Genomic DNA, 17,333 nt, shown 5'->3' on the forward strand with positions numbered 1-17,333 from the left:
TCGTTGTGGTGGTAGCGGCGGTGGACCGGCTCGTGCTGGATGTAGTCCAGGGAGTCGTGCATCCAGCCCATGTTCCACTTCAGGCCGAAGCCCAGACCGCCGTGCTCGGTGGCACGGGTCACCCCCGGCCAGGCGGTGGACTCCTCGGCCACCGTCACCACCCCCGGACAGCGCCGGTAGACCGTCGCGTTCATCTCCTGCAGGAACCGCACCGCATCCCAGTTCTCCCGCCCGCCCTGCGCATTGGGACTCCATGCCCCGTGCTCACGCGAGTAGTCCAGGTACAGCATCGAGGCCACCGCATCCACCCGCAGCCCGTCCACATGGAACTCCTGGCACCAGAACACCGCATTGGCCACCAGGAAGTTGCGCACCTCGGTACGCCCGTAGTCGAACTCCAGGGTGCCCCAGTCCGGATGCTCGGCCCGCAACGGATCCCCCGGCTCGTACAACGGCCCCCCGTCGAAGCCGGCCAACGCGAACCCGTCCTTGGGGAAATGCGCCGGCACCCAGTCCACGATCACCCCGATCCCCGCCTGGTGCAGCGCATCGACCAGGAACCGGAAATCATCCGGCGACCCCAACCGGGCCGTGGGTGCATAGAACCCGGACACCTGGTAGCCCCACGAGCCCCCGAACGGATGCTCCATCACCGGCATCAGCTCCACATGCGTGAACCCCAGATCCCGCACATACCCCGGCAACTGTTCGGCCAACTGCCGGTAGCTGAGCCCCGGCCGCCACGAACCCAGGTGCACCTCGTACACCGACACCGCCCGCTCGTGATGACCGCCCGCACCCCGCGCCGCCATCCACTGCTGGTCTTGCCACACGTGGCTGGAGGTGTGCACCACCGACGCGGTGGCCGGCGGCGCCTCGGTCGCCCGCGCCAGCGGATCGGCCTTCTGCAGCATCCGCCCGTCCCGGGTGGCGATCTCGAACTTGTACCGCGCCCCCGGCCCCACCCCGGGCACAAACAACTCCCACACCCCACTGCCACCCAACGACCGCATCGGATGCGCGGTCCCGTTCCACGCATTGAAATCCCCGATCAACCGCACCCCCGACGCATTGGGCGCCCACACCGCGAACCCCGTCCCCGCCACGCCGTCCACCGTGCGCACCTGCGCACCCAGCGCCGTCCACAACTCCTCGTGCCGCCCCTCCGCGATCAGATGCAGATCCACCTCACCCACCGTCGGCAGCATCCGGTAGCCGTCGTCCTGCACCACCTCAACACCCTGGTAGACCACCCGCAGCCGGTACGCAGGCAGCACAGCGTCGCCGTCGCCGGGAATCAAGGCGGTGAACAAGCCGTCCTGCTGGTGCGTCAACTCGAACCGGGCACTACCGGTGTCCACCACCACCCGCTCGGCCAGCGGGCGCAGCACCCGCACCGCGGTACCCCGCGGCACCGGGTGCGCACCCAGCACACCGTGCGGGTCGTGATGCCAACCGCCGACCAGCCGGGCCACCTCCCCCGGGGGCAACGGAGCATCTCCCACCTTCAGGGCGGTGGCGGGCGCGGCGCCGGAAGCAGTGGCCCCGGTGGGCCGGGGCTCGCTGCGGCGCGTGGCCACACGGGGCCGGTCTGCCAGGGAGGTGTTCGGCACGCGGGTGCTTCCGGTGCTGCCGGTGCCTTCGATGCCGCCGGTGTCCTCTGTGGCGACGATGGGGCGGGGCGGGTCGAACTGGTTCACGGCCGGTGCCTCCCTGGCGTTGGTACGGCGAGTAGGGGTCGGGGTGGACGGGTACGGCGGGTCAGTCCGGATGGGGGCTCATGGGGCGGCCTGGGCAAGGCGGGCGATGGCGGAAAGGGGGATGGGCAGCCATTCCGGGCGGTTGCGCGCTTCGTAGACCACCTCGTAGATCGCCTTGTCGGTCTCCATCGCGTGCAGGAGCACCGGGTCTGCCGTGGGGTCCTCCGCACCCGCCGCCGCGTAGCCGGCGCAGAACGCCGCGCGGTTGCGCAGTGCCCAGGTCGCGGCGAGCGCGCCCAGGCGCGGGCGGTCGGGATCGGTCGGAGCCAGCTCGGTGAGGAGGTGGGCGGCTGCGTAGTCGAAGGAGCGGAGCATAGCCGCGACGTCGCGGACGGCCGGCTGCGGGCGCCGGCGTTCCTCCAGGGACTTCGCTGGTTCGCCTTCGAAGTCGAGCAGGGCCCAGCCGCGCCTGGTCCGCATGGCCTGGCCGAGGTGCAGGTCGCCGTGGATCCGCTGGGCACGCAGCAGCCGTCCGTCGCGAGCGGACTCGGCCAGGTCACGGAAGATCCGGCGCAGCGGGGTGCGGTACGGGACCAGCGCCGGGACGGCGACGGCTGCGGCGTCCAGACGCAGCGCCATGGCGTTGGCCAGGGACTCGATCTCCTGCCGGTCGAGGACGGTGACGGGCAGCGCACGGGCCAGGGCGAGGTGTACCTCGGCGGTGGCGCGTCCGAGCAGAAACGACTCTGCGGAGAAGTTGCCTGAGATGTGGTCGCTGGGCACGCCGTCCCGGATGCTCTGCCACTCGGGGTCGGTGCGCAGCCGGCCGACGTGGGTGAGGGCGAACTCCCAGCCGTCCTTCGCGGAGTCGAGGTACCGCTGGAGCAGCCCGAGCGTGGCCGGTTGCCCGGTGGGGTCGGGGAGGTCGCCCTCGTACCAGGCCAGCGGCTCGGGGACGCGGGTGGAGCCCGCGCGCCCCAGGGCGAGGGAGAGCTCGAGGTCCGGGTTGAGCCCGGCGCCGATGCGTCGGAACAGCTTGAGGATGGCGGCGTCGCCGAAGATGATCGAGGTGTTGCTCTGCTCCGCGGTGCCGACTCGCGCGGGGCTGTCCGGTTCGCAGAGCTCACCGAGGTCGAGGCCGGCACCGGAGTCCGGGAGTGAGAAGAACCGGATCGGTCCGATCCGGTTGCCCTGGCGGCCGCCGCCGGCGAGATGGCGCAGCAGTCGGTGTGTCAGTACCGGGTCGTAGGCTCCGTCGTAGGTCAGCAGGCCGTCATGGGGGCCGCCTTTGATCCGCCCGATGACTCCTGCCCTGAGCCGGTCCGCGTCCGGCCAGGAGAGGTGCTGCGGCCGGACGCCGAGCAGGAGTTGGTACAGGTCGCTGCTGCTCGTGCCGTCGGGTGAGCGCTGCTCGACCTTCAGCAGCAGGTGGAGCAGCAGCGGCCCCCCGGCAAGCGGCTCGGGGAGAAGGGTGACGGTGACCGGGGCGAGGGCGGTGATCGGACGTCCCTTGCCGGAGAACCAGCGCTGGCGCGGCAACCAGTCGCGAAGCAGCGGCAGCGTGTCCTGGACGAGCGAGCCGGGATCCGTCCCGCGCTTGAGGGTCGCGGGCGCGGCGGCTGCGGCAGCCGTGGCGGATGTGGTGAGGGTGGCGGGTCTGGCTGCGACGGTGCGAGGTCGGGAGGTGTCGGACATTTCTCCCTTTCCCCGGGGACGCGGCAGCCCCGGCAGCGGGTGGAACATGCGGGTGGTGACCCGAGGGCGGGCTGCCGGGTGTGCCAGTCTTCCGGATTCTGGTGACGTGAGGGTTTCGGCACGCGGTCATTGACCGCGTGTCACGCCAAGGGGGTACCCCCGGCCTGGGCCGGGGGAGGGTCTGTGGTCTGCGCTGCTCCTGGGTGACGGACGGTCGGGTGGGGTGGTCAGGGGAGCATCGGCCGAGCGGCTGCCTGCTCCGAGCGGCGGAGCCGGAACCAGTAGAAGCCGTGGCCCGCCAGCGTGAGCAGGTACGGCAGTTCGCCGATCGCGGGGAAGCGGACCCCACCGATCAGCTCGACCGGGTGCCGCCCCTGGTACTCGCGCAGGTCCAGTTCGGTGGGCTGAGCGAAGCGCGAGAAGTTGTTGACGCACATGACCAGGTCGTCCCCGCCGTCGGGCAGGGACAGCGTGCGGACGAAGGCCAGCACGGCGGGGTTGCTGGACGGCAGCTCCGCGTACGAGCCGAGCCCGAACGCCGGATTGAGTTTGCGGATCTCGATCATGCGGCGGGTCCAGTGGAGCAGCGAGCTGGTACTGCTCATCTGCGCCTCGACGTTGGTCACCTGGTAGCCGTAGACCGGGTCCATGATGGTCGGCAGGTTGAGCCTGCCCGGGTCTGCGGAGGAGAAACCGGCATTGCGGTCCGGGGTCCACTGCATCGGGGTACGAACCCCGTCGCGGTCGCCCAGCCAGATGTTGTCTCCCATCCCGATCTCGTCGCCGTAGTAGAGCACGGGCGACCCCGGAAGGGAGAGCAGCAGCGCCGTGAACAGCTCGATCTGGTTGCGGTCGTTGTCGAGGAGCGGGGCGAGCCGGCGGCGGATGCCCACGTTGGCCCGCATCCGCGGGTCCTTGGCGTACTCCGCGTACATGTAGTCGCGTTCCTCGTCGGTGACCATCTCCAGGGTCAGCTCGTCGTGGTTGCGCAGGAAGATGCCCCACTGGCAGCCGGAGGGGATCTTCGGGGTCTTCGCCAGGATCTCCGCGACCGGGTAGCGGGACTCGCGGCGCACCGCCATGAAGATGCGCGGCATGACCGGGAAGTGGAACGCCATGTGGCACTCGTCGCCGCCCTTGGCGAAGTCGCCGAAGTAGTCGACCACGTCCTCGGGCCATTGGTTGGCCTCGGCGAGCAGCACGGTGTCCGGATAGCTCGCGTCGATCTCGGCCCGGACCCGCTTCAGGAAGGTGTGCGTGGCCGGCAGGTTCTCGCAGTTGGTCCCCTCCTCCGCGTAGAGGTAGGGCACTGCGTCCAGCCGGAAGCCGTCGATGCCGAGGTCCAGCCAGAACCGCAGCGCGGCCAGGACCTCCTCCTGGACCGCCGGGTTCTCGAAGTTCAGGTCGGGCTGGTGCGAGAAGAAGCGGTGCCAGTAGTACTGCTTGCGGACCGGGTCGAAGGTCCAGTTGGAGGTCTCCGTGTCGACGAAGATGATCCGGGCGTCCTGGTATTGCTTGTCGTCGTCGGCCCACATGTAGTAGTCGCCGTACGGACCCTCAGGGTCGTTGCGGGAGGCCTGGAACCAGGGGTGCTGGTCGCTGGTGTGGTTCATCACGAAGTCGATGACCACGCGCATCCCGCGCTGGTGGGCGGAGTCCACGAACTCCACGAAGTCGGCCAGGTCGCCGAACTCGGGCAGCACCGCGGTGTAGTCGGCCACGTCGTATCCGCCGTCACGGAGCGGGGACGCGAAGAAGGGCGGCAGCCACAGGCAGTCCACGCCGAGCCACTGGAGGTAGTCCAGCTTGGAGGTGAGGCCGCGCAGGTCGCCGACCCCGTCCCCGTTGCTGTCCTGGAAGGAGCGGACGAGCACCTCGTAGAAGACGGCGCGCTTGAACCAGTCGGGGTCGCGGTCCTTCTGCGGCGTGTCGGTGAAGGTGTCGGGAACGGGTTCGTTGACGATCACTGGTCGGCCCTCCGGACCGTGAGGATGTGAGCCGGCTGCAGGGCGGGGTCGAGCCGGACGTAGTTGTGGCGGCCCCAGCGGTAGCGCACGCCGCTGAGCTCGTCGTGGACGTCGAGGCTGTCCTGCCAGTCGAGTCCGAGAGCGGGGAGGTCGAGGGAGACCGTGGTCTCGTGTGTGTGGTGCGGGTCCAGGTTGACGATCACCAGCACGGTGTCGTCGTCCTGCCGCTTGGAGTAGGCCAGGATCTGGTCGCTGTCCGTGTCGTGGAAGCTCAGGTTGCGCAGCAGTTGGAGCGAGCGGTGCTCGCGGCGCAGCAGGTTGAGGGTGGTGAGCAGCGGGGCGAGGGTGTCGGTGCGGCTCCAGTCGCGCGGCCGGAGCTGGTACTTCTCCGAGTCGAGGTACTCCTCGGAGCCGGGCCGGACGGCCGCGTTCTCGTACAGCTCGTAGCCGGCGTAGACGCCGATGCTCGGCGAGAGGGTGGCGGCCAGGATCGCGCGGACGGCGAAGGCGGGGCGGCCGCCGTGCTGCAGATAGGCGTGCAGGATGTCGGGGGTGTTGGGGAAGAAGTTGGGCCGCATGTAGGCGGCGGCCTTCCCGGTGAGCTCGGTCAGGTACTCGGTGAGCTCCTGCTTGCCGGTGCGCCAGGTGAAGTACGTGTAGGACTGGTGGAAGCCGATCTTCGCCAGGGTGTGCATCATCGCCGGGCGGGTGAACGCCTCGGCCAGGAACAGCACGTCGGGGTCGGTGCGGGCGATCTCGCCGAGGACCTTCTCCCAGAACATCACCGGCTTGGTGTGCGGGTTGTCCACCCGGAAGATGCGGACGCCGTGTGCCATCCAGTGGCGCAGCAGCCGGAGGGTCTCCTTGACCAGGCCGTCGAGGTCCTGGTCGAAGTTGACGGGGTAGATGTCCTGGTACTTCTTCGGCGGGTTCTCGGCGTAGGCGATGGAGCCGTCGGCGCGGTGGGTGAACCACTCGGGGTGCTTCTCCACCCAGGGGTGGTCCGGCGAGCACTGCAACGCGAAGTCCAGGGCCACTTCCAGGTCGAGCTCCCGGGCGCGGGCGACGAACGCGTCGAAGTCGTCCATGGTGCCCAGGTCGGGGTGGACCGCGTCGTGACCGCCCTCGGGGGAGCCGATCGCCCAGGGTGAGCCGACGTCGAAGCGGTCGGCCTCCAGGGTGTTGTTCGGGCCCTTGCGGTAGGCCCGCCCGATCGGGTGCACCGGCGGCAGGTAGACCACGTCGAAGCCCATGTCGGCGACGGCGGGCAGCCGCTCGGCGGCCGTGCGCAGGGTGCCGGAGACGGGGGCGTGGCGCCCGTCAGGTGCGACAATCGCACCCTCGGAACGGGGGAAGAACTCGTACCAGGAGCCGTACAGCGCGCGGGGGCGGTCCACCTGCAGCGTGGACGGGCGGGAGGCGGACACCAGTTCCCTCAGCGGGTGGCGGGTGAGGGCCCGGGTCACCTGCTCGCCGATCGCGGCCTCGAGCCGGACCTCGGGCGGCAGCTCGTCCTGACGGAGCGTCGCGGCGGCGGCCAGCACGGCCGGACGTCCCTCCCGCTTGGGCACTCCGGCCGCGGCACGCTCCAGCAGCAGCGCGCCCTCCTCCAGTACCAGCGCGGTGTCGATCCCGGCCGGGATCTTGATCTCCGCGTGGTGCCGCCAGGTGGCGTACGGATCGCTCCAGGCCTCCACGGTGTAGGTCCAGCGGCCCGCTGCGTTCGCCACGACCTCCGCGCCCCAACGGTCGGTGCCCGGCGCGAGTTCGCGCATCGGCGTCCACGGGCCGCTGCGGCCCCTGGGGTCGCGCAGCACTACATTGGCTCCGACGGCGTCGTGGCCTTCCCGGAAGAGGGTGGCGCTGACCTCGAAGGGCTCGCCGACGACGGACTTGGCCGGACGCCCGCCGCAGTCCACGCGGGGGCTCACGTCCAGGACGGGGATACGGCCGATCATGAACTGCTGCTCGCCCTCTGCTGTCTGCGCGGTCCGTGCTGTGCGGGTCTTCGCGGTGCTGCGCGGCTTGGGAGGCGCCGGAGACGCCAGAGAGGCCGCCGGCTCTGATGGCACCGGGGGCTCTGATGGCACCGCCGGCACCGGTGGCACCTGTGGTGCCGCCGCTTTCCTGGCCGCGGGCTTGCGGGTCGCGGGTTTGCGAGTGGCTTCCTGGGCCGGGGCGCCGTCCAATCGTTGCTCCTCGTGCATTTCCCGCTCCTGACCACGATCGGCGGCGACTCTCCGGGGGCGCGCCCGAACCTGCGTCGGCAGGGCGCGTCCGGACAGCGCCGGAGGACTCTTGAGCGTCGGAAGGACCGGATGCCGGCAGCGCCCGCGACCCAGCCCCGAACGAGTGACTCGGAGAGCCTTCCCCGGCCTTCCCGGTCGTCAACCCGTCCGTCGTCCACCCGGCCGCACAGCCGGTTCCCGCCGCACCACGCGCGCTGGAGCGCGCACCGGCGTGCGCGCGCTCTGTTCGAGGAGGTGGAGCGTTGGCCCGCTGCGTACAACGAGCACGCGGGGAGGGGAGACACGCGGGACAACAGATCGGATTGTGCGTCAGGCTGTGTTTATGGCTGGGCTGCTGAAAGCTGGGACCGGAATGCTCCGACATCACTTGAGTGACTCTGGGTGACAGGCATGACTGCACGACGCCGGGCTGCGTCGCCCCGTCGCACGGAAGTCCTCTCGACCTGCCTCGATCCTCGCACCGTCGTGGTGTCCTACGCACGGGTATCCGCACGTTTCGGCCACAAGGAACTACAGTTCGGCGCACGTGGCGGACAGCGCGGGCCCCTGGTGCAACGACCGCGCGACGGCTGGATTTCGTCCATGTGAACACACGCCCCCGTGCGCCGGTGTGCGCCGTGCCGCCGTCCGGGTGAACCAGATCGCCGCTGGTCGCGCCAATGCGCCGAACGTATGGCGCAGCACTCGGGAGCACCTTCGCACGCACCCTCAGTCACGCTATCTTCGCTTGGGTGAAGGCAATCCGACGTTTCACGGTTCGCACCGTCCTGCCCGAACCCCTCCAAGCCCTTGGCGAATTGGCGCTCAACCTGCGCTGGTCCTGGCATCCGGAGACCCGCGACCTGTTTCGTGAGGTCGATCCGGAGATCTGGGAGGCCGCAGGCCGCGACCCGGTCCGCCTGCTGGGCGAGGTCGCCCCACAGCGCCTCGCCGCCCTCGCCAATGACCGGCGCTTCCTGCGCCGCCTCGACAACACCGCCGACGACCTGCGCGACTATCTCAGCGGCCCCCGCTGGTACCAGGACCAGCAGGGGCTGCACGACGCCCCCGACCTTCCCGCCGCCATCGCCTACTTCTCACCCGAGTTCGGAATCACCGCCACCCTGCCGCAGTACTCGGGCGGCCTCGGCATCCTCGCCGGGGACCACCTCAAGGCCGCCAGCGACCTGGGCGTGCCCATCATCGGTGTCGGCCTGCTCTACCGTCACGGCTATTTCCGGCAGTCCCTCTCCCGGGATGGCTGGCAGCAGGAGCGCTACCCCCTGCTCGACCCCAACGAGCTCGCCGTCAGCCAACTGCGCGAGAGCGACGGCAGCCCCTGCACGGTCTCCCTCTCCCTGCCCGGCGGCAGGCAGCTCCACGCCCGCATCTGGAAGGCCCAGGTGGGGCGGGTGCCGCTGCTGATGCTCGACTCGGACATCGAGGACAACGCCGCCAACGAACGCGACGTCACCGACCGCCTCTACGGTGGCGGCAGCGAGCACCGGCTGCTGCAGGAGATGCTGCTCGGCATCGGCGGCGTCCGGGCCGTGCGTACCTTCTGCCGGTTGACCGGGCACGCCGAGCCCGAGGTCTTCCACACCAACGAGGGTCACGCCGGATTCCTCGGCGTCGAGCGCATCCGCGAGCTCGTCGCCGGGGACGGCGTGTCGGAGAAGTCGGAGCCGGTGGACTTCGACGTCGCGCTCGAGGCGGTCCGCTCCGGCACCGTCTTCACCACCCACACCCCGGTCCCCGCCGGTATCGACCGTTTCGATCGCCAGCTGGTCTTCCGTCACTTCACCGCCGACGCCCAGCTCGACGGCGTACCGGTGGACCGGGTGCTGGCGCTGGGCGCCGAGAGCTGGCCCGGCGGCGACCCGGCGCTGTTCAACATGGCCGCGATGGGCCTGCGCCTGGCCCAGCGCGCCAACGGTGTGAGCACCCTGCACGGCAAGGTCAGCCGGGGCATGTTCAACGGCCTGTGGCCCGGCTTCGACGCCGACGAGGTGCCGATCACCTCCATCACCAACGGCGTGCACGCGCCCACCTGGATCGATCCCGAGGTGGTCCGCCTCGGGGCGCGGGAGATCGGCGCCGAGCGCGCAGAGGAAGCCATGATGGTCGGCGAGTCCCGCCGCTGGCACGGTATCGAGTCCATCCCCGACCAGGAGATCTGGGAGCTGCGCCGCAGGCTGCGGGCCCAACTGGTGGAGGAGGCCAGGGAGCGGGTCCGCGCCTCCTGGCGCCAGCGCGGCGCCTCGGACGCCGAGCTCGGGTGGGTCGCCGAGGTCCTCGACCCGGACGTGCTGACCATCGGCTTCGCCCGCCGGGTGCCTTCGTACAAGCGGCTGACGCTGATGCTGCGTGACCCCCAGCGGCTGCGCGGCCTGCTGCTGCACCCGACCAGGCCGATCCAGATCGTCGTGGCGGGCAAGGCCCATCCGGCGGACGACGGCGGCAAGCGGCTGATCCAGGAGATGGTGAAGTTCGCGGACGATCCCGCGGTGCGGCACCGGATCGTCTTCCTGCCCGACTACGACATGGACATGGCCGCCGCACTGTATCCGGGTTGTGACGTCTGGCTGAACAACCCGCTGCGCCCGCTCGAGGCCTGCGGCACCTCGGGTATGAAGTCGGCGCTCAACGGTGGCTTGAACCTGTCGGTGCTCGACGGCTGGTGGGACGAGTGGTTCGACGGCAGCAATGGCTGGGCCATCCCCACCGCTGAGGGCGTCAGCGCCGGCGGCCCCGAGGGCTCCGGTCTGGAGGGCCCCGAGGCCGATCACCGGGACGACCTGGAGGCGGCCGCACTGTACGACCTGATCGAGCACCAGGTCGCGCAGCGCTTCTACGACCGGGGCGGTGACGGCCTGCCGCCGCGCTGGATCGAGATGGTCCGGCACACCCTGGTCACCCTCGGCCCCAAGGTCCTGGCCGGTCGCATGGTCCGCGAGTACGTCGACCGGCTCTACACCCCGGCGGCCGAGGCGCACCGCCTGCTCGCCCATGACGGCGGTTACGACGGCGCACGCGAGCTCGCCGCCTGGAAGGCGCGGGTCAGGGCCGCCTGGCCGGCCGTGCAGGTGGACCACGGCGAGACCGCCGACGGCACCGACAGCGCCGAACTGGGCAGCACGCTCGCGCTGCGGGTGCACGTCTCGCTGGACGGCCTCGACCCCGCCGACGTGGACGTGCAGGTCGTCTCCGGGCGGGTCGACGACGCCGACCGGATCACCGACGCCACGGCGGTGTCGCTCAAGGCCGCCGACCGTGCCGACCTGGACGGCCGCTGGCGCTACGAGGGACCGTTGGAGCTCGGTATGACCGGCCCCTTCGGCTACACCGTCCGCATCCTCCCCGCCCACCGGCTGCTGGCCTCCGGGGCGGAGCTCGGACTGATCGCCGTTCCTGCGGAGACCGCCGGAATGGACTCGGGTCTGCTGCGCTGACGCAGTGGCAGAAAAGCAGTGGAGGAAAGATCGTGGCGCGGACTCCGGTCCGCGCCACGATCTTCTTCTTTCCTGGCCTTTTCCTGGCCATAGACCGACCGGCAAATGGGGGCGGCGTCGCGGGCAGGGGGCACCTCCCGCCCGAAGGGTGGGGGAGGCTCTCGCCCGGCCGGGTTGTCGTCGGTCGCCAGTGCTCCGCAATGGCTCCTTCCTCCGCCCCGCCCAGACTCTCCCCCAAACTTCGTCCGGGGGTGCCCCCTCCCTCGCCCCGCTCCTTCACCCACCCCCCATTTGTCGGTCGGTCTTACCGACTCTTGTTACGGTTCTCGGGTAAGCACGCTCCGGATCCTGGGACCAGGTGTGACCTCCGACACAACCGCTGCCGCACGCCAGTCGGCAGGCAGGCACCGGCGGAAGCCGCGCCCCGATGCCGTACGAATACGCCGCAGGACGGCCGCCGCACTGGCGTTCGCCCTGCTCTCCCTGATCGGCTACCTGCTCGGCCGGAACGTCTTCGGCACCCACGGCATGATCGACGCCCTCGTGTACCAGGCCGAGGGCGCGGCCGTCGTCTCGGGTCACAGCCTCTACGACCTGACCGCGACCTCGCAGAACCTCGCCGCGACCTATCCCCCGTTCGCGGCTCTGGTCTTCGTGCCCAGCAGTCGGCTCAGCGCGTCGTTGCTCGCGATTGCCGTCACGGCGGGAAACGCCGCCCTGCTCGGCGTCGTCGCCTGGCTCTCCTGCAAGCTGGCCGACTGGCCCGCCCGGCGCTGGCGGCTCGCCGCGGCGGGCACCGTCGCGGGTCTCGCGCTGTGGACCGAACCCGTCAGCACCACCTTCCGCTACGGGCAGATCAACCTGCTCGTCGCCGCCCTGGTGCTGTGGGACCTCACCCGTGGCGACGACAGCCGGCTCACCGGCCTGGGCAGCGGCATCGCGGCCGGGATCAAGCTCACCCCCGGGATCTTCGCGCTCCACCTGCTCCTCACCGGCCGCGTCAGGGTCGGACTGGCCGCCGGCACCACCTTCCTCGGCACCGTCGCCCTCGGCTGGCTGCTGCTGCCGCGCGACTCGCTGCGCTACTGGACCCAGGCGTTGTTCGACACCACCCGCGTAGGCGCCACCCAGGACATCGCCAACCAGTCCCTCGACGGCCTCCTCGCCCGCTCGTTGCACACCGCCACGCCTGGGCTGATCGGCACCGGCCTCGGACTGGCGGTCGGCGCGGCCGGGCTCACCGTCGCCGGGTACGTCTGGCGCTCCTATCCCTCGCTCGCCCGCGCCCGCGCCTGGAGCGGCGTCTGCGTCGCGGTCACCGCGCTGCTGGTCTCGCCGATCAGCTGGTCGCACCACTGGGTCTGGTGCGTCCCCATGCTGGTGCTGCTCGCCGCCGAGACCATGGACCGGCTGCGCTACCAGCGCCCGGACCGGTGGACCTGGACGCTCGGCGGCGCGCTGCTGCTGGGCGCGGCGGTCTTCCTCAGCCATGCCTTCCGGCTGCTGCCGATCACCAATACCCAGGCGCTGCACCTGACCTGGTACCAGCAGCTCCTCGCCGGGGCCTACCCGCTGTACGGCCTGCTCTTCCTGGGGCTGGCGCCGGCCTGGGCCCGGAGCCGCCGCCGCCACTGGGCCCGCGAGCTCAGGCCCCAGACCGTGGCCCGCTCCCGGGAGCGGGAGTTGGCCACGGTCGGGAGCTGCTGAGCCGCTTGAGCCGCTGAGCCGTCCGGCCAGGACCGGCCGGCGGAGGGTTCGACGCGTCAGACCAGGCTGTCGCGCCACGCCTCGTGCAGCCGACTGAAGCGTCCCGTGCCGGCGATGAGGTCGGCGGGGGAGCCGTCCTCGACCACCCGGCCCTGCTCCATCACCAGCACCCGGTCGGCGATCTCCACCGTCGACAGCCGATGGGCGATGATCACCGCGGTACGCCCGGCCAGAACGGTGCGCATCGCCTCCTGGACGGCCTGCTCGCCGGGAACGTCCAGCGAGGAGGTTGCCTCGTCCAGGATCAGCACGGCGGGGTCTGCCAGCAGGGCGCGGGCGAACGCGACCAGCTGCCGCTGACCTGCCGAGATCCGACCGCCGCGCTTGCGCACGTCGGTGTCGTAGCCCTCCGGCAGCGCGTTGATGAAGGCATGTGCGCCGATGGCCTTGGCCGCCGCCTCGACCTCCTCGCGGCTCGCGCCGGGGCGGCCGACCGCGATGTTGTCGGCGACCGTCCCGGAGAACAGGAAGGACTCCTGAGTCACCATCACCACCCCCCGGCGGAGCTCGGCGGTGGCCAGTTCACGCAGGTCCACGCCGTCCAGCAGCACCCGGCCACCGGTCGGGTCGTAGAACCGGGCCAGCAGCTTGGCCAGCGTCGACTTGCCGGCGCCGGTGGCTCCGACGACGGCGACGCTCTCACCTGCGGGAATCCGCAGCGAGAAGGTCGGCAGCACCTGCTTGCCGGTGCGGTAGGCGAACCCGACCTCCTCGAACACGATCTCCCGACCGGCGGGCGAACCCTCGGGCCGGGCCGGCAGCACCGTCGCCTCGACCGGTTCCGGCACGGAGGGCTCGTGCGCGAGCAGGCCCGCGATCTTCTCCAGTGCGGCCGCGGCCGACTGGTAGCTGTTCAGGAACATCGCCAGCTGGTCGATCGGGTCGAACAGTCGCCGCAGGTACAGCACGAACGCCGCGAGCACGCCGAGCTGCAGCGAGTTGTCCGTCACCAGGTAGGCGCCCCAGAGCACCACCCCGGTGATCCACACATTGGCCGTGGCCCGGGAGACCGCGACGAAGCGCGCCATGGAGAGCAGGCTGTCCGCGTTGGACTTGGCGTAGTCGGCGTTGGCGACGCCGAACGCGACCTCGTTGGCGGCCTCACGGCGGAACGCCTGGACCGGCCGGATGCCGTTCATGGTCTCGGTGAAGCGCACGATGACCGTGGCCACTGCTGTCCGCGAACGCCGGTAGATCCGCTGCGACCGGCGCCGGTACGAGCGGGTCAGCAGGTACACCGGTACGAAGGAGGCCAGCGAGACCAGGCCCAGTCGCCAGTCCAGGAACAGCAGCAGTCCGGAGATGTACACCACCGAGAGACCGACGGACAGCAGCTCCTGCAACCCCTCAGACAGCAGTTCGCGGACCGCGTCCACGTCGCTGGTGGCGCGGGAGATGATCCGGCCGGACGTGTAGCGCTCGTGGAAGTCCAGGCTGAGCCGCTGGGCGTGACGGAAGATCCGCTGGCGCATATCCAGCAGGATGTCCTGGTTGATCACTCCGGAGAGCCGGATGAAGGCGCGCTGGAGCAGGGTCGCCAGCGTCGCGCAGGCGAGGTATCCGACGGTGACGGCGATCAGCGGCCCGGCGTCGTTCGCCCGCAGCGCCGGGATGCCCCGGTCGATGGCGAGCGACACCAGCAGCGGGCCGACCTGGAGGGCGGCCTGCTGCACCACGATCATCACCATGGCGAGGACGATCCGCCCCCGGTGCGGGCCCATCAGCGAACGCAGCAGCGCGCGGGGCGCGCCCGGAGGGACGGGGATGTCCTCCGCGTCCTCGGCCGCCGCGCCCACGAGCGGCCCGGGCCCGGGTGCGGATCCAGGTCCTGACTCGGTTCCGGGCTCCGGCTCGTGCGGCTGTGCGGGCTCGACCTGCCACTGCTCGGCGTCAGCGCCGGCCTCGGCGGTCGTGGTCAAACCCGGCGCTTCCGCTTCCACGTCAATCTCCGTATCGCTCGGGTGTCGGTCCGTCAGGGTGTCGGCGGTCAGACCGGTGCTGGTCATGCGCGGCTCCCCTCGGATGCGGAGCCCGCCGCCGCGAGCTCACCGGACATCAGCTCGCGGTACTCAGGGCAGCTCTCGAGCAGGTCGTGGTGCGTGCCCACGGCCGTGATCCGCCCGTCCGACAGCAGCGCGACCCGGTCGGCGAGCAGCACGGTGCTCGGCCGGTGGGCCACCACCAGCGCGGTCGTCTCGGCGAGCACGCGCCGCAGCGCCTTCTCGACCAGCGCCTCGGTGTGCACGTCCAGTGCGGACAGCGGGTCGTCCAGGACCAGGAACTCCGGGCCGCCGACGACCGCGCGGGCCAGCGCCAACCGCTGCCGCTGGCCGCCGGACAGGCTCAGCCCCTGCTCTCCGACCTGCGTGTCCGGCCCCTGCGGCAGGGCCCGGACGAACTGGGCCTGTGCCGTGTCCAGCGCCCGCTGGAGCGCGTTCTCATCGGCGCCGGGGGCGCCCATCAGCACGTTCTCCTTCACGGAGGCCGAGAACAGGGTCGGCTCCTCGAAGGCCACCGAGACCAGCCGGCGCAGCGTGGGCCTGGGCAGCTCGGTGATGTCGACGCCGTCCAGGGTGATCCGGCCCGAGGTGCTGTCGTACAGCCGCGGCAGCAGCGCGGTCAGCGTGGTCTTGCCGCTGCCGGTGGTGCCGACCAGGGCCAGCGTCTCGCCGGTACGGACGTGCAGGTCCACACCCTGCAGCAGGTCCGGGGTCTCGGCGGGGGCGTCCGGGTAGCGGAAGCGCACACCCTCGAAGCGGATGCCGTCACGCGGTCCGGCGGGCTGCGGCGCGTCCACGGTCGGCTGGTCGTCCTCCTCGGCGAGGGGCGTGTCGAGCACCTCGAAGAAGCGGTCGGTCGCCGTCGCAGCCTCGTTGCTGTACGCCAGCAGCCAGCCCAGCGACTCGACCGGCCAGCGCAGCGCGAGCGCCGTCGAGAGGAAGGCCACCAGCGTCCCCGCGGTGCTGGAACCGTGGGCGACCTGGACCACGCCGACCGCCAGCGAGCAGGCCAGGGCCAGCTCCGGCAGGCCGACGATGACCGCCCACAGGTTGGCCAGCAGCCGGGCCTTGTGCAGCTCGGTGCCGCGCAGCTCGCGGGCCTGCTCGCGGAAGCGCTGCGCCATCGTGCGGTGCCGCCCGAACGCCTTGAGGATGCGGATGCCGAGCACCGACTCCTCGATGATCGTGGCGAGGTCGCCGGTCTGGTCCTGAGCGAGCCGGGCCGCGGCCGAGTAGCGGCGCTCGAAGTACGAGCACAGCACGATCAGCGGTGCGGCCGGGAGCACCGCTATCAGGCCCAACTGCCAGTCCAGGCTGAACATGATCCCGATGCCGATCAGGAAGACCATCGAGTTGACGATCAGGAAGACCAGCGGGAAGGCCAGGAACAGCCGGATGGTGAACATGTCCGAGGTGGCGCGGGAGAGCAGCTGCCCGGACGCCCAGCGGTCGTGGAAGGACACCGGCAGGCGCTGCAGCCGCGCGTACAGGTCCGCGCGCATGGTCTGCTCCACCCGCGAGAGCGGGCGGGCCACCATCCAGCGCCGCACGCCGAACAGCAGGGCCTCGGCGACGCCGAGGACCAGCAGCAGCGCGGCGGGCCACCACAGCCCTGCGGTGTGCCGGTGCGCCACGGGGCCGTCCACGATCTGCTTCAGCACCAGCGGGATCAGCAGTCCGGCGAGGGAGGCGATCATCGCGGCGCTGGTCGAGCCGACCAGGAACCAGCGGATCGGGCGGGCGTAGGGCCAGATCCGGAGCAGCGAGCGTACGGTGGAGCGCTTCCGCGCCGGCACGGCGGCGGCGTCGGTCGGGTTGTCGACTGGTGAGTGGGCGGGCGTGGGCGGCTCGGTCATGGCAGGTACGTCCGGTCTGTCGGCTTCCGGGGTGTCCGGAGCTGTTGATTCCGGTAGGGACGGCGTTTGTGGCGCGTGGGCTGGCGTTTTGGGGGATGGGGTGGGATCAGACATCGTCTGTGAGCGTACGGCGGACCACTGACAATGCTCATCTGGTTTTCCGCCGAAACCCCTCCGGGGGCCCCGGCCGTCGTTCCAGTCGCCGTCAGTCTCCGTTCACACCACGGGAGTCGGAAGCCCCACGATGGGCGCAGCGCCGCTGACCCCGTGCGAGACCGCGATGAGTGACGAAACCGGCAATTCATTCTCAATCGATCGGAACGGCAACCCGACCCGGCAACCCGACCCGGCGCACCGCTCTGCGCCTGGTCGGAGTCGGCGATGCGCTGGGCGTCGTTGCCCCGCCCTCCTCGGCGACGCCCCGGCGCGCCGCCGCGCCCCCGCGCAGCCGGGCTCGCCGCTGCCGCTCACCAGCCCTGAGGCAAGCTGGGTGCGCCGGCCGTCCAGGGGCCGCACCCGCGCAGCGACACGCGCTGAGGGACGAGCGTTCAGTGAAACGGCCGGGCCCAGACCGGTCGGTCTCAGACCGACCGGCAAATGGAGGGCGGCGTCGCGGGCCGATGGCTCTCGCCTGACCGGGTTGTCGTCAGTCGCCAATGCTCCGCAGT

8 protein-coding genes are annotated in these 17,333 nt (G+C 71.0%); 2 read left to right on the plus strand and 6 right to left on the minus strand.

Translation table 11 applies throughout. The annotated features are described in order from the left end of the window. The 4 genes from glgB to ABIA33_RS21460 form a co-directional block, all read right to left on the minus strand. Window positions 1-1,700, minus strand: a 1,700-nt coding sequence (gene glgB, locus ABIA33_RS21445) for a 1,4-alpha-glucan branching enzyme (RefSeq protein WP_370083977.1), incomplete at its 3' end; no start/stop codon positions are given. Window positions 1,701-1,778: 78 nt separating this feature from the next. Then, window positions 1,779-3,395: a maltokinase gene (locus ABIA33_RS21450; RefSeq protein WP_370083978.1), complete on the minus strand. Its 1,617-nt coding sequence runs from the start codon at window positions 3,393-3,395 to the stop codon at window positions 1,779-1,781. Window positions 3,396-3,622: 227 nt separating this feature from the next. Further along, window positions 3,623-5,362 carry a maltose alpha-D-glucosyltransferase gene (treS, locus tag ABIA33_RS21455; RefSeq protein ID WP_370083979.1) on the minus strand — a complete coding sequence of 580 codons (1,740 nt, stop codon included), beginning with the start codon at window positions 5,360-5,362 and terminating at the stop codon, window positions 3,623-3,625. Further along, the gene (locus tag ABIA33_RS21460) at window positions 5,359-7,320 is read right to left on the minus strand and encodes an alpha-1,4-glucan--maltose-1-phosphate maltosyltransferase (protein ID WP_370083980.1); all 1,962 of its coding nucleotides are present in this window, start codon (window positions 7,318-7,320) and stop codon (window positions 5,359-5,361) included. Before ABIA33_RS21460 ends, treS begins: the two co-directional genes overlap by 4 nt. A gap of 1,022 nt (window positions 7,321-8,342) precedes the next feature. On the opposite strand from ABIA33_RS21460, the gene glgP reads away from it, so the two are divergent. Continuing rightward, complete coding sequence (gene glgP, locus ABIA33_RS21465) at window positions 8,343-11,042, plus strand: alpha-glucan family phosphorylase (protein ID WP_370083981.1); 2,700 nt, start codon at window positions 8,343-8,345, stop codon at window positions 11,040-11,042. 360 nt (window positions 11,043-11,402) lie between these two features. Beyond that, on the plus strand, window positions 11,403-12,749 hold the full coding sequence (locus ABIA33_RS21470) for a glycosyltransferase 87 family protein (RefSeq protein ID WP_370083982.1): 1,347 nt from the start codon (window positions 11,403-11,405) through the stop codon (window positions 12,747-12,749). A 56-nt stretch (window positions 12,750-12,805) separates the two neighbouring features. Here ABIA33_RS21470 and ABIA33_RS21475 read toward each other — a convergent pair whose 3' ends face one another. Both ABIA33_RS21475 and ABIA33_RS21480 read right to left on the minus strand, forming a co-directional pair. Next, on the minus strand, window positions 12,806-14,815 hold the full coding sequence (locus ABIA33_RS21475) for an ABC transporter ATP-binding protein (RefSeq protein ID WP_370083983.1): 2,010 nt from the start codon (window positions 14,813-14,815) through the stop codon (window positions 12,806-12,808). Then, window positions 14,812-16,665 (minus strand): ABC transporter ATP-binding protein, encoded by a 1,854-nt coding sequence (locus ABIA33_RS21480; RefSeq protein WP_370083984.1) that lies wholly within the window; start codon window positions 16,663-16,665, stop codon window positions 14,812-14,814. Before ABIA33_RS21480 ends, ABIA33_RS21475 begins: the two co-directional genes overlap by 4 nt. Between the last annotated feature and the right edge of the window lie 668 nt (window positions 16,666-17,333).

Source organism: Streptacidiphilus sp. MAP12-16 (assembly GCF_041262165.1).
Taxonomy (GTDB): Bacteria; Actinomycetota; Actinomycetes; order Streptomycetales; family Streptomycetaceae; genus Streptacidiphilus.

Coding starts and splice junctions, on each gene's coding strand:
- ABIA33_RS21450 (WP_370083978.1), bottom strand. CDS start 3,395: ATGTCCGACACCTCCCGACCTCGCACCGTCGCAGCCAGACCCGCCACC.
- ABIA33_RS21460 (WP_370083980.1), bottom strand. CDS start 7,320: ATGATCGGCCGTATCCCCGTCCTGGACGTGAGCCCCCGCGTGGACTGC.
- ABIA33_RS21475 (WP_370083983.1), bottom strand. CDS start 14,815: ATGACCAGCACCGGTCTGACCGCCGACACCCTGACGGACCGACACCCG.
- ABIA33_RS21480 (WP_370083984.1), bottom strand. CDS start 16,665: ATGACCGAGCCGCCCACGCCCGCCCACTCACCAGTCGACAACCCGACC.